The 13,565-nt window shown below is 58.8% G+C and carries 12 protein-coding genes; 7 read left to right on the forward strand and 5 right to left on the reverse strand.

Features of this window, described 5'->3' with window-relative positions; translation table 11 throughout:
• Positions 1-1,127: 1,127 nt before the first annotated feature.
• Complete coding sequence (locus tag AC07WT_RS35380; RefSeq protein ID WP_494950549.1) at positions 1,128-2,051, forward strand: helix-turn-helix domain-containing protein; 924 nt, start codon at positions 1,128-1,130, stop codon at positions 2,049-2,051.
• A 156-nt stretch (positions 2,052-2,207) separates the two neighbouring features.
• Complete coding sequence (locus AC07WT_RS35385; protein WP_494951125.1) at positions 2,208-3,113, forward strand: ATP-grasp fold amidoligase family protein; 906 nt, start codon at positions 2,208-2,210, stop codon at positions 3,111-3,113.
• Between the two features lie 120 nt (positions 3,114-3,233).
• Here the strand turns inward: AC07WT_RS35385 and AC07WT_RS35390 are convergent, their stop codons facing one another.
• Both AC07WT_RS35390 and AC07WT_RS35395 read right to left on the reverse strand, forming a co-directional pair.
• Positions 3,234-4,793, reverse strand: a complete 1,560-nt coding sequence (locus AC07WT_RS35390) for a hypothetical protein (RefSeq protein ID WP_494950550.1) — start codon at positions 4,791-4,793, stop codon at positions 3,234-3,236.
• Positions 4,790-5,248 (reverse strand): hypothetical protein, encoded by a 459-nt coding sequence (locus tag AC07WT_RS35395; RefSeq protein WP_494950551.1) that lies wholly within the window; start codon positions 5,246-5,248, stop codon positions 4,790-4,792. The genes AC07WT_RS35390 and AC07WT_RS35395 overlap by 4 nt, the downstream gene beginning before the upstream one ends.
• Before the next feature lie 533 nt (positions 5,249-5,781).
• On the opposite strand from AC07WT_RS35395, the gene AC07WT_RS35400 reads away from it, so the two are divergent.
• Entirely contained in the window at positions 5,782-6,060 is a 279-nt protein-coding gene (locus tag AC07WT_RS35400) for a DUF1488 family protein (protein WP_494950552.1), read from the forward strand.
• Positions 6,061-6,206: 146 nt separating this feature from the next.
• Here AC07WT_RS35400 and AC07WT_RS35405 read toward each other — a convergent pair whose 3' ends face one another.
• Both AC07WT_RS35405 and AC07WT_RS35410 read right to left on the reverse strand, forming a co-directional pair.
• Complete coding sequence (locus AC07WT_RS35405; protein ID WP_494950553.1) at positions 6,207-6,395, reverse strand: hypothetical protein; 189 nt, start codon at positions 6,393-6,395, stop codon at positions 6,207-6,209.
• A gap of 107 nt (positions 6,396-6,502) precedes the next feature.
• Positions 6,503-7,381, reverse strand: coding sequence for a LysR substrate-binding domain-containing protein (locus tag AC07WT_RS35410; RefSeq protein WP_494950554.1), 879 nt, complete (start codon positions 7,379-7,381; stop codon positions 6,503-6,505).
• Positions 7,382-7,496: 115 nt separating this feature from the next.
• Between AC07WT_RS35410 and argH the strand changes: the two genes are divergently transcribed.
• Genes argH through AC07WT_RS35430 form a run of 4 tightly spaced genes read left to right on the forward strand, consistent with a single transcriptional unit; the run spans position 7,497 to position 11,497 of the window.
• Positions 7,497-8,930, forward strand: coding sequence for an argininosuccinate lyase (argH, locus tag AC07WT_RS35415; protein ID WP_494950555.1), 1,434 nt, complete (start codon positions 7,497-7,499; stop codon positions 8,928-8,930).
• The gene (locus tag AC07WT_RS35420) at positions 8,924-9,805 is read left to right on the forward strand and encodes an amino acid ABC transporter permease (RefSeq protein WP_492594922.1); all 882 of its coding nucleotides are present in this window, start codon (positions 8,924-8,926) and stop codon (positions 9,803-9,805) included. The genes argH and AC07WT_RS35420 overlap by 7 nt, the downstream gene beginning before the upstream one ends.
• Before the next feature lie 29 nt (positions 9,806-9,834).
• Positions 9,835-10,599, forward strand: coding sequence for an amino acid ABC transporter ATP-binding protein (locus AC07WT_RS35425; protein ID WP_494950556.1), 765 nt, complete (start codon positions 9,835-9,837; stop codon positions 10,597-10,599).
• Between the two features lie 58 nt (positions 10,600-10,657).
• Positions 10,658-11,497, forward strand: a complete 840-nt coding sequence (locus AC07WT_RS35430) for an ABC transporter substrate-binding protein (RefSeq protein WP_494950557.1) — start codon at positions 10,658-10,660, stop codon at positions 11,495-11,497.
• Positions 11,498-11,565: 68 nt separating this feature from the next.
• Here the strand turns inward: AC07WT_RS35430 and AC07WT_RS35435 are convergent, their stop codons facing one another.
• Positions 11,566-13,491: a potassium transporter Kup gene (locus tag AC07WT_RS35435; RefSeq protein ID WP_494950558.1), complete on the reverse strand. Its 1,926-nt coding sequence runs from the start codon at positions 13,489-13,491 to the stop codon at positions 11,566-11,568.
• Between the last annotated feature and the right edge of the window lie 74 nt (positions 13,492-13,565).

The raw sequence follows: 13,565 nt of genomic DNA on the forward strand, positions 1-13,565 counted from the left end.
CCAGACGATGCAGAGCGCGCGCTTCACCTCCGGCGCAATTTCAGATCTGCCCGGAGGCGCATTGCTTCATTCATCACGATATGAATTCCTTGTACACATCCAACAACAACTCGTGTTAATTCGTACTACCAATAGTCACGCTGACTGAAAGTCAGAAAGATTTGTCTCTTCCATTTTTTTCGAACAAGTGGATGCCCCAACTTTTGAACGAGCTGGGACATATTGAACGGCTGGCATCGGTGATGTCGACGCCGCGGTGTCGCGACAACCGGAGACCAGCGTCAAGAAGGTCCTACGCAGGCCCCACAGGTCGCTGAGAAGACGGTTTCGCCTGATATGGCGTGTACCTCTCTCTATGCAGGTTGGCTCCCTGCAACCGGGGCTTTACACCTTCATGACTTGAAGTCCAGAAGGCAATCGAATGCTCGTAGAAGTCAATGATCTGACACGCTCTCCTCACCGCATCGGACGCGCCCTAAAAGTAAACTACTCCGCGTCAGCTCTCAGGAACTGACGCGTTCGCAACAACAGCTTTTGCATCCATGTTGCACTGAAGCATAGTCCCCACCAAAGGCACCGGATCGCCTTCGGCCTAAATTCGGGTGCTATTGGCCGATTCCGTTGAACGCGTTACAAATACCGCGACGTCAGAAAGCGTTGTTGCGGTCTGCAATTGATGTAACAGAGTTATACACGACGCATTTTTAAGTCGTGACACTATCGTGGTGACAGTTCGTCTCGCGCAATCGTATGCTCTGGCGCGGCTCGCGGGCCGCAATTCCTTGCTACTCGGGGCAGACGGCCGCACGCACGCACAACTTCGGGTCGTCAACCTGCAAAATATTTGCGGGAAAAGTTTCCGATGAATTGAGCAACACGCGAAGATTCCTCAGTTTAATTAGAGGTAATAGTTTCATTCATTCTGACAATTACGCCAATGCTCCCCGAAACCGGACAGGTCGCGCGACTCGTTTCGATACGATAAGCTTGCTACGTAGTGTGATGCATCCATTTGCATAACTAAGTGACTGCTTTCACTCGTTTTTCTACGCCCTGCATCAAAGATGCACCAAGCGGGACTGAATGTTATGAAACACATTGGACTTCTAGTTTTTCAGGAATGCTCATTGACTACCACAGGAGCGATCGGAGATGCCTTCCGCCTCGCTAACCAGTTTGGGATGACAGGAGGCGAGCAGCCTCCCTATAGGTTTTCAGTGTTGTCGGACGAAGGCGGCCTGGTAACTAGTTCATCCAGCATTTCTATCTGGACGCAACGACTGGAGCGGTACAGCGTGGCCGAATTCCACGCATTCTTTGTGGCTTGCCGCGACGCGACGGTGTCAGCGGAATCGAACGATAGCCTGCTTTCATGGATTACACGTCAAGGCTCCATTGCATCGTTTGGTATGCAGCAAGGAGCGAAAAATCTGGCGGTCGTCTGCAGGAACCCGCGGCAATCAACCGTGCCGATTTTTCTCTTTGACGACTGTTTCGGTGGAACGCCGAATCGCGGCACGACACCCACCGACGTGGTTCTTGCACAGATCGAGCGCGACCTGAGCACGGATACCGCTCGAAGGATCGCCCGCGCGCTGCACACAAGGTTCGTCGAGCACATCGGGCCTGAGTTTGACGATGCAAGCGTCGTTACGACAACCGAGAAGATCCGCGAGTCGGCGCGATGGATCAAGGAGAACTACAGCAACCCCATTTCGGTTGCTCTAGCAGCGGAATCCGCTGCGATGAGCAAGCGCAATTTTCAACGCCGCTTTAAATTCGAGTTCGGCATGACACCACTCGAGTACCTGCTACGCACGCGCTTCGAAGTCGTTCGCACAATACTAAGGAATACCGACTTACCAGTCGACAAGATTGCGAGACGGTGTGGAATGGGAGACGGAAACCGCCTAGGCCGCCTGTTCAAGGAAAGATATGGCATGTCGCCTACGCAATTCCGCGCGCAGCAGCGCTTTGAACTCGGCGAGCGGAGCCTGCCCCATGACGAAAGTTGGGAGAACGTTAGCGAGATATTGCGGGAAACACCCTGAGCCGCCTAAACCTTTAGATGCAGTCTGGCAAGACCATCAGTTATGGATGGAAAAATGAAGAACAACAAGTCCGCGCAATTCGACAGACACGCCGGCTCGGCCGCCCGACGACGAAATCGAGCCGATCTGTTCGAAGATATTTCGCCAAACGAAGGGATGTTCTCACCGGATAAGCTTCATCTCTCACCAAAAAGACCTGAGTCAGTCGCGCGAAGAATCAAGAATGCAGCGAAGTCGATGCTACCAGATGCTCTATTCCTGAGTCTGCTGCATCATAAATGCGTCGGCCGCTACCCAAACCTCATTCGTCCCACCACCTTCAACGAGAAGATCCTGCTACGGAGCCTTAGGCCCGACCCGCGCTATGTCACATTGGCCGATAAGCTTTCAGTGCGAGAATATATTGCGGCGAAGCTTGGCGAGAAGCATCTCATTCCACTGCTCGCTGCGCCCGGGATTTTCACACGCGAGATCTTCGACGCACTCCCGGGTTCCTTCGTGATGAAAGCAAACCACGGCAGTAGTTTTGTCGAAGTCGTTCGAAACAAGTCGGAGACCTCCTTCGGAAAATTGCAGCATCTGGCAGCACAATGGTTGTCCACCGACTTTTACACGATTGCACGGGAGAGGCACTACCGGAAAATAAAGCCGCGCATCTTCTTTGAACACCTTCTTCTGGACCAACGTGGCCAGATTCCCGCAGACTACAAAGTGCATTGCTTCGGCGGCAGAGCGGGACGACCGCTCATCTATATTCTGGTGATCTCGGATAGATTCGGGGGCGATACCAGCGGCGATGTGTACGACGTTGATTGGAATCATCTTGACGTAGCCATCGGCCACTACAAGCGCAGCGCAACGCCGCCCCCTCGCCCAAAGAACCTCGAGTCGGTGTTGGCTGCGGCAGCCACTCTATGCGAAGACTTCGACTATGTCCGCGTCGACTTATATGCTCCAGATGACAAGGTCTACTTTGGTGAGTTGACGTTCACACCCGGCGCCGGCGTATTGCCTTTTTCCCCCGACCGCGTCGACTACGAATGGGGCAGACTTCTGACCTGAACTCGAGGCTAATAGCACCACGTTGGACGGGTCCGCGACCGTGCAAGGACATGCGACCTGCTCCCGACTAGCAAGGCGAGTCAGGAGCAGGTCTATCTTGCGCTACAAATGCGGGGCGGGTTAATTGTCAGGATAGCCCGCTACGAAGCTCGAAAATGCACTGTATGGCGGATTCAGTGCGACACCGTTGTTCATAATGCCGAACGTATTGTCTCCGCTATCCAGCACGTAGTACATCACCGACTGGATGTTGTGCGTCTTTCTTGCCTGATAGAACTCGCCCAGTTTTGTGGTGATGTAATTCGCCCGATAGGTCTGGGTTTGCTCAGGGCCCGTGTTCCACTCCGAAATGATAAAGGGCACACCGTATCTTGCCTTGCAATAGGTAGGCAAATCAAAGCCGGGACCCGACCCATCGGAACCGATGTTGAAAATGTCTCCGTACACTTCGTAATTGTGCCAGGTAGTGATGTCCCAGCGCACCTTGGGATAGCCCCCGCTTCCATCGGGCTGCATGCCGTCCCACAACGCGTCAGCCGCGCCAACATCCGCCACGCAAAAGTTGATGCCGCACTTTGCGGAGGCCTGGACTGATTTCACCCCGTCGATCATGCCGCGCATCACGCCACGCATGACCGGCCAGTTCGCATTGTTGAAATCGACGGCCTTCGTACCTGCGTTGGTAAAGTCCAGAATCGTGGCGTTTTGCCGTGTCAACTCATTTCCGCATTCGTAAATTGTGACGCCGTATGGCTTCAGAGCGTTGGCAACCGCCATGCCGGCCGCGAAACCACGGTTGTAAGCGGCAGACTCGCCATTCAGGAGGCTTCCGTTGGTGTCGTAGACGCCTTGATTGACCAGCACAAGCAGCGTGAGCCCGGCTGACTGGAATGCTTGCGCCAGTTTCACCACGGCACTCAACTGATTCGGGTCGTCGCTGCAGCCGACGCGGTAGCTCGTACAGCCTAGACCCTTCAGGATCGAGACGAGTTGCCCAGGCGTGTACGCGTAGTCGTAATGTCCGTTCATCCCGTAGAAGGTGCCCGCTATCGCGGCCGTGGCAATGCGGGGATCGTTGCACGGCAGCCATTGCGCGGCAACCTCCGCGTTCACGTAGAACTGGCCGCCTGTGCCGCTATGCCAGATCTTGCCGCCGTACCAGAGGACAAGCGATACGTTGTACGTGTTGCCTACGGTTGCCCCGTTCTTATAAATGACACCGTTGACGAGAGTCCATATCGCACCCGTCTTGTCGATAATGTACGGCGCTGAAGGAATCGTCGTACCGTCGGCAGAAGTGCCGCCCAGGCGCGGATCGTTGCAGGCGGTCCATGTGGAGCCGTTCCATGAATAGAACTGACCTCCGGTGCCTTCGTGATAAATACTCCCGCTGTACCACAGCACGAGCGTCACATTGTAGGTATTCCCCGCTTTGGTACCGTTCCGATATACCGATCCCTGCACCAAGGTCCATACGGCGCCCGTGCTGTCGGTGATAGAGGTCGCCGACGGTATTGTCGTGCCACTCGCCGACGCAGTGCTCGCATGTGCCGTCGCATTACTGACGGCGGATCCGGAGTTACTGCTACTTCCGCCTTCGGAGCTTCCACCGCACGCGCTCAAAAGATAACTTCCGCTGAGAGCCGTCAGGCAACCAAGAAATTGACGTCGTTTTATCATTGCGAATTTAGTCCACTGTCGAAAAAGTCTCGATAAAAAATCCAAATGGTCGTTTTTGGATGTTTCGAATGAGTCAGTGCGCATAGACAAAGCGCGTTGAATTTCGCAGCCCTCAAAGCAAAAATTTTTCTAGTGACTTCTTCGTTCAGTTTGAAAGCTCGATTAAACCGCCAGGGGTAACGTTTGGTTAAACGCGGCGAGCCAATGTACAAGCGCCGCCTTTGCGCGCGAAGCCGATCCGCGCGCCACGCCACGTTTAACGAACGATTGAGACGATCTAACTGCGACACCCATCGCTGTTCAAAACCTACCGCCACGCGCCGGACAAACGTTCGACCGGGCAGGACTGCCATTAGCAGCCATCCGGAAAATTCTTCACGCTTACCGCCGCAACCGGGGTAAATCGTACCCGGAATGGCGGGTTGATCACAAACGAAATAGTCGCGTTCCTCCAAATAGCAGAATTCTTTCTATTACTTTGCCGCGTCGCAAAGATTTCGGCTTTCTCATGATGATCGGAAGATTGGATGCACACGAACTTTGCGATTTCGACCCCGAAAGGAGTGACTCCGAGTGACTCCAATTGGTGTGCGCAGACGCTGTGCTAACGCGACGCTCACGCTAATCGTGTCGCCTCGCTGCCTCACGAGGTAGCGAAGCCATTCTGAAAGGTACGGAACGTCGAACCAGGTGTGGCGCGACGTAGCGATCTTCTCAGGTGGCATCTCGTCATTAAGAGAGAACGAGATTTCAAATGCACTCTCTATTTATAACTCACATTGCCGTTCGAGGATGCAGTGTCCAATAAGCACAAAGTGGTCGAAAGTTCTCATGCTCGTCGCGCGGCACGCAAATCGCGCGGCGAGCGCTTCAGCGTATTCCCCAGCAAGCGCTGAATATCCACTTCGCGAGTAATGCGGGTTTTCCCACATACCTGAAATTGATGCTCCGTCATCCTGTCAGTTCAGGCGTGTGCTGGGAGATCGCCATGTCGGTCTATGTCGATGAGGGGTTCAGGCCCTGTGTCACGGAATGCGCAACCGTGGCCTTTCGTGTCTGTTTTGACGATCGCGCGCAGATCTTCGAAGTGAGCGCTGAGGCGCTGATCAGATATTGCGGGGCCGCGAGCAGGCGGCGGACAGATCTTCTCATCGCGTTCGAAGACGCGCAGCTCGAGATATTGAAGGTGGCGGAACTCAAACAATCCTTCAAGCCCGCGGAGCCCATCAAGCTGGGGCTCGAAGAATTCAAAATGGCCATGCACTAGGTGCTGGCGGAAACGGCACGGCCGAAGGCAACGACGGCGCGTGCCGCGCACCCAGACATTCAACGACGCCGCCACCTCCTCCGCTGTCAGCGACAAGTGTGAGTAAAGCGCCGAGATGGCCCGCGATGCCACGCACCGATGAAGGATTATTCTTCGGCGTTCAGCGTCACTTTTTTGATGCCGAAATCTTTAATCCCCCATTGCGGGAGCAGTGCTGCGTAGCGGCCATCGGCAATCATCTGGTTGACCGCATTTGAAACCGTCTTGATCAAGGCGATATTCCCTTTGGCGATGCCGATACCGTTGTATCGCCAGACGAAGGGCGCGCCGAGCACTTGATAGAGATCAACGATGTCATGCAGCAGGAAACCACGGATGAATAAGTGAGCATGAAACTCGTCCTTTATTGTTGTGCGGATCGGCTCAGTTCAAAGCGGCCAACTTAGCCGAGCTTCGCGTCCAGCCACAACGCGAACGCGGACACGAGCGGAGTGTCCGCGAGTTCGTGACGGGACACCAGATAATAGGCGTGCCGCGAGGGCACCGTGATGTTGAACGGGCGAATCAACGTGCCGTCGACCAGATCGTCCCGCACCGAGAAACTGTCGCCCAGCGCGACACCCTGACCGCGCACGGCAGCTTCGATGCCGATGTGCGCGTTGCCGATTTCCAGAATCCGCAGACCCTCGAGCTTGTCGGCCGACGCTTGCGCGAGCCATCGCATCCACGATCCCGAGTGTTCGCAGAACAATGTCTTGCCAGCGAGATCCCCGACCTTGCGGATTGCGTCGGGCCCGTTCATCAGCGCCGGGCTGACGACGGGGAACAGCGCCGGATGGGTGATGAGCGTCACACGGCGGTCGCGCCAACGGCCCTCGCCATAACGCACACAAACGTCGACATCGGGAGCATAGACCTCGCGGTCATCGTTGGACGGGATCACCTTGAGTTTGATCCCCGGATAGTGGTCGAGAAACTCGCCGATATGCCGCGCAAGCCAGCGCGAGGTGAACAGCAGCGGCGTCGAAACAACGAGATCGCCGGCCATGGCGGGCGAACCCAGTTTGACCACCGCACTCGCGATCATGTCGAACGCGCCTTTGACAGGATGCAACAGCGCTTCGCCCTCCCGGGTCAGCTTGACGCGCGCCTTCGACCTGACGAATAGCGCCACCCCAAGCGTGCCCTCGAGAATGCGGATCTGGTGACTGACAGCACTTGCCGTGACGTTCAATTCCTGCGCCGCGCCCGACACGCTGCCGCGCCGTGCCGCCGCCTCGAAGGCCCGGAGTGGGTTGAGCAGCGGAAGGCGATCTCTCATGGGACGTGACGAGATGCTGAGAAAAATTTCATTTCATCAGAATTTAATTCTCGCTACAAGAAGAAAAATTGAACACGTAGAGTTCATATAACCCAACTACGCAAGGCATCCGGCAATGAGCATTTCTGAACCAATCGAGCGCTTGTGGGGTGGCCGCTTCAAGTCCGGTCCCTCAGCCGCATTGGAGGCCTTGTCGAGATCCGACCCAAGCTTCTTTCGCCTCGCACCCTACGATCTCGCCGGATCCCGCGCCCATGCGCATGAACTGCGTCGCGCGGGAATCCTGAACGATGACGAACTGCAGCAGCTTCTGAATGCGCTGACGCAAATCGAAGCTGAGTTTCTCGCGGGCGAGATCGCCCCGTCGCTGGCCGACGAAGATGTGCACACGTTTCTCGAGCGCGCGTTAACGGAGCGTCTGAACACGGTCGGCGGCAAGTTGCGAGCGGGACGTTCGCGCAACGACCAGGCGGCGAACGATCTGCGTCTTTATCTGCGTGACAAGGCGCGCCAACTTGCTCTGGGTGTGATCGGTCTTCAGAACGCACTCGTCGAACAGGCGCAGACGCATGTGCAAACCGTGACCGCGGGTTTTACCCACTTGCAGCCGGCTCAGCCCATCGTGTTCGCGCATCAGTTACTCGCGCATGCACAAGCCATCTATCGTGACGTGGACCGTCTGCTGGACTGGGACCGCCGCAGTGCGCGCTCGCCGCTGGGCGCCGCCGCACTGGCGGGTTCGGCGATCTGCCTGCAGCCGGAACTCTCCGCCGAGGAGTTGGCGTATGACGCGCCGTGTGAAAATTCGATCGATGCGGTTGCGTCACGCGACCATGTCGCCGAATTCGTGTTCATCGCGAGCATGCTGGCTGTGAACCTGTCGCGACTGTCCGAGGAAGTGATCCTGTGGACGTCCCGCCAGTTCGCCTGGGTCGAACTCGACGATGGCTATGCAACCGGCAGTTCGATCATGCCGCAAAAGAAGAACTCCGACATTGCCGAATTGACGCGCGGCAAGGCCGGCCGCCTGATCGGAAACCTGAGTGGTCTGCTGGCGACGCTGAAGTCGTTGCCGCTTGCCTACAACCGCGATCTCGCCGAAGACAAGATTGCGGCATTCGACTGCATCGACACGTTGGAACTCGTGTTGCCTGCAATGGCGGGCATGATCCGTACGATGCGCGTGAATGTCGACGAAATGCGGCGCCAGGCCCCGCTCGGCTTCACGCTGGCAACCGAGGTTGCGGACTGGCTCGCGCTGCGCGGCGTACCGTTCAGCGAAGCGCACGAGATCACGGGCGCACTGGTGTGCGCCTGCGAAGTGCAAGGCATCGAACTCGCTGACGTGTCGGCTGAAACGCTGGCCACGGTAGACGCCCGCCTCGAGCCGGCCGTGCTCGAGCGGGTCACACTGAACGCGGCCGTTGCAGCGCGCAGCGGCTTTGGCGGGACCGCGCCGCCGCGCGTCGCCGAACAGATCGCACGCCTGCGTGCGGCCATCGACCGACAGGCCGCCTGGGCAGCGGATTACAGGGGACCCACATGTTGAGCACATCGCAGAACAGCCAGGCAGCAACGGGCGCGGACGACGTCACCGGCATCTCGCATCTGGAGCATGTGCGACGCCGCTACTGGGGACGTTATCTCGCATCGGCGGCGATCATCGCGATCGTGGGCTATGTGGTCGCCGCTTTTGCACATGGACAGATTGAATGGCGCTACGTCGCGCGCTTCCTGACGGCGCGCTCGATCCTTACCGGTCTGGTCAACACGATCGTGATGACCATCCTGGCGATGGCGCTCGGCATCGTACTCGGTGTGATCACCGCGATCATGCGGCTATCGACCAATCCGGTATTGCAAACCGTCGCGCAGGCTTATGTGTGGCTGTTTCGCGGCACGCCGGTGATCCTGCAGCTGCTGCTGTGGTTCAACCTGGCGCTGGTGTTTCCGGCGCTGGGCATTCCGGGCCTGTTCGAGTTCCGCACCGTCGACGTGATGACGCCGTTCCTCGCCGCGCTGCTCGGTCTTGGCATCAACCAGGGCGCGTACACCTCGGAAGTGGTGCGGGCCGGCCTGTTGTCGGTCGACACGGGGCAGTACGAGGCAGCGAAGTCGATCGGCATGCCGCGGCTGCAGGCGCTGCGCCGCGTGATCCTGCCGCAGGCGATGCGGGTGATCGTGCCGCCGATCGGCAACGAACTGGTAGGCATGGTCAAGTTGACTTCGCTCGCGAGCGTGATCCAGTACGCGGAAATGCTGCATAACGCTGAGAACATCTACTACGCCAACGCCCGTGTGATCGAACTGCTGATGGTGGCGGGCATCTGGTATCTGGTGGTGGTGACGGTCCTGTCGTTCGCGCAGTCGCGCGTCGAGCGGCACTACGCCCGAGGCGCGGGCCGCGCCTCGGGCCGGCAGTGAACCCGGCGACGACAAAGGAGAAACCCACCATGACTTCCATCGTTCGCGCGGTCGATCTGCGCAAGTCGTATGGCGAATTCAAGGCGCTGCAGGGCATCACGCTGGACGTCGCCAAAGGCGACGTGCTGTGCGTAATCGGACCATCCGGCTCGGGCAAAAGCACCTTCCTGCGCTGTATCAATCAGCTGGAGACGATCAGCGACGGCGCGTTGTGGGTCAACGGCGAACTGGTCGGCTACCGGCGTGTCGGCAACAAGCTCTACGAGTTGTCGGAGAAGCAGATCGCACGGCAGCGTCTCGCGACCAGCATGGTGTTTCAGCGCTTCAACCTGTTTCCGCACAAGACCGCGCTGGAGAACGTGATCGAAGGGCCGGTGCAGGTGCTCAAACGCCGTCGCGCCGAAGCGCTCGACGAAGCACGCACCTTGCTGACGCGTGTAGGGCTCGGGCATAAGTGCGACGCGTTCCCGGTGGAACTCTCGGGTGGCCAGCAGCAACGCGTGGCGATCGCGCGCGCGTTGGCGATGCATCCGCAACTGATGCTGTTCGATGAGCCCACCTCGGCGCTCGATCCCGAACTGGTCGGCGAAGTGCTGGCCGTCATGCGCGATCTGGCGAAGAGCGGCATGACGATGATCGTCGTGACGCACGAACTCGGCTTCGCACGCGAAGTGGCCAATCGCGTGGTCTTCATGGACCAGGGGCAAGTGGTGGAGAGCGGTCCACCTCAACAGGTCCTGTCGCAACCCCGGCATCGCCGCACCCAGGATTTCATTTCAGCCGTGCTGTCCTGAGCATAACGCCGGGTTCCGGCAGGCATCCGGTGCAACCTTCACTTCCAAGCGAGATCCCATGAACGCATCTTTCCGTTTTCGCAGCCTTGTCATGCTCATCGTCGGCGCTGCGGCGCTGCAGGTTTCGGTTGCCCATGCCGAGACACCGCCGTCGATTGGCAAAAGCACGCTCGTCGCGGCGATCGTGCCGAACTATCCGCCGTTCGAATACAAGGATCCTGCCACCGACAAGCTGATGGGTTTCGACGTCGATCTCGGCGAAGCACTCGCTGCGAAGCTCGCCGTCAAGCTGCAGTGGGAAGAGAGCAGCTTCGACCAGATGATGAGCGCACTCGCCACGAAGCGGGTCGACGTGATCCTGTCGGGCATGACGGACCTGCCGTCACGCCGCGAGGCGGTGAATTTCCTCGACTACATCGCGAGCGGTCCGCAGTTCTACACCGTCAAGGCGCGCGCAGGCGAATTCCCCAACATGGATGCGCTGTGCGGCAAGACCGTGGGTGCGAGCCGCCGCACATCCTTCCCGGACGACATTACGAAGTGGAGCGACGCGCACTGCGTGAAGGCCGGCAAGCCGGCGATCAAGGTGGTCGGCACGGACGGCTCATCCGATGCCCGCATGCAGTTGCGTCAGAACCGGATCGATGCCGCGGTGCAGGGAGGTGAAACGCTGCCTTACCAGAACTCGGTGGAGCAGAACGCGTATGCCCCGGTCGGCAAGCCGTTCCTGTCGCAGTACAGCGGCATTGGCATGGCGAAGGGTAACGCGGCGCTCAATACCGCGCTGACGACCGCGCTCAGCCAGTTGATCGCCGACGGCACGTACCAGAAGATTCTCGTGAAGTGGGGCTTGCAGGAACATGCCGTGCAGAAGGCCATGATCAACGCCAGCAACTGACCGCGACTGCGCATGCTCATCGAGCATTTCGAGAGGCCGTATGGGCACGCATCGTGAGGCTTGGCGCGTCAGATTTCCACGCGTGCGCCCAACTCGATTACCCGATTGGCAGGCAGCTTCAAATAGGCTGCGACGTTGCCGACGTTGTGCAGCATGACCGCGAACAGCCGCTCGCGCCACATCGCCATGCCGCTGTCGCGCGTGGGCACCACGGTCGCCCGGCTGAGGAAATAAGACGTCTCAGCTGGATCGAAGGTGAAACCCGACGCCTTCAGTGCGCGCGGCAGATCGACCTCATCCATGAAGCCATAGGTGATCGTGACCTGGTAGCAGTCCGAGTCGAGCGGGTGCACAGTCACGCGCTCGCTCGCCGGAACCCATGGTATTTCCTCATTATTCACCGTCACGAAAACCACGCGATCGTGCAGCACGCGGTTGTGCATCAGATTGTTTATCAGCGAGTGCGGCACGCCATCAGGATCAGCCGACAGGAAGATCGCCGTACCGCCGACCCGCGTCGGCGAGCAGGCCAGCAGCTTCGCCAGGAATGGCCGGAGAGGCGTCGTCCCGGCCCTCACGCGCGCTTCGGCACGCATCATCTCCCAGCCGCGTCCCCATGTCGCCATGATCGTGTAGATGATCAGCCCGATCAGAAGCGGGAACCAGCCGCCCTGCATCAGCTTCAGCAGATTCGCGGAGAAGAACGTCGCGTCGATGACGAAGAAAAATACGGTGGCGAAAACACACAGCAGCCAGTTGTAATGCCACGCGTAGCGCACGACGAAGAACGTAAGAGCTGTTGTGATCAGCATCGTGCCGGTCACGGCAATACCGTATGCGGAGCCGAGCGCCGTCGATGAGCCGAAGCCGACCACCGCGGCCACGACGGCAGCAAGTAATGTCCAGTTGATGCCGGGTACGTAGATCTGCCCCATCTCCCTTTCCGACGTATAGACGACGTTCATGCGCGGCAGGAAGCCGAGTTGCATCGCCTGCTTCGTCATCGAATACGTACCCGAGATGACGGCTTGGGACGCGATGACGGTCGCGATCGTCGACAACACGATCATCGGATACAGCGCCCATTGCGGGAACAGCCGGTAGAACGGATTCTGCAGCGCCCCCGGATCGGCAAGCAGCAACGCGCCCTGCCCCAGGTAGTTCAGCGCGAGCGCCGGGAACACCAGGCCGAACCACGTCAACCTGATCGGCTTCGCGCCGAAATGTCCCATGTCGGCATACAGCGCCTCGGCGCCCGTCAGCGACAACACGACCGCACCCAACGCAACGAAGGCCAGCCACCGGTGACGCAGACAGAATGCGAGCCCCGTGAACGGATCGAGCGCATACAGTATCACCGGCGCCCTCGTCATATTGACGACGCCCACCACGGCAAGCACGATGAACCAGAGCACCATCACAGGTCCGAAGATCTTGCCGATGCCGGCTGTGCCGCGCTTCTGCATCAGGAACAGCGTGACCAGCGCAATCAGTGTCACCGGTATCACGTACGTCTTCAGAAACGGCGCGGCGACCTCCAGACCTTCGACCGCGCTCAGCACCGAGATTGCCGGCGTGATTACGCTGTCGCCGTAGAAGAGCGCGGCGCCCATGAGGCCGACGCCCAGCAGCGTATGACGCAGCCGTGGCCGTGTCGCCACTGACGAAGCAGCGAGCGCCAGCAGCGCCATGATGCCGCCCTCGCCGTGATTGTCCGCGCGCAGAATCAGCGCGACATACTTGAGCGAGACGACGACAATCAGCGACCAGACGATCAACGACACAATGCCGACCACGTTCAGCGCGTTCAGCGTGAGTCCACTGGCCGGATCGAACACCGTCTGCAGCGTATAGAGCGGGCTGGTCCCGATGTCGCCATACACGATACCCAGCGCCGCAAGTGCAAGCGCGGGCATCGCCGGCCGGTGAGGCGCGGGTTCGCCGGGATGGCCGGGATGGCCAGCCTTGGCCCTGGCGGATACTGACTGGCTCATGTCTCGCTCCAGATTGGCGCTCCTGCGATGCAACGCACTCGATGTGCCGCTGTGCCGTAAGGAACAGATCGTCG

The organism is Paraburkholderia sp. GW821-FHT02A12, assembly GCF_059422005.1.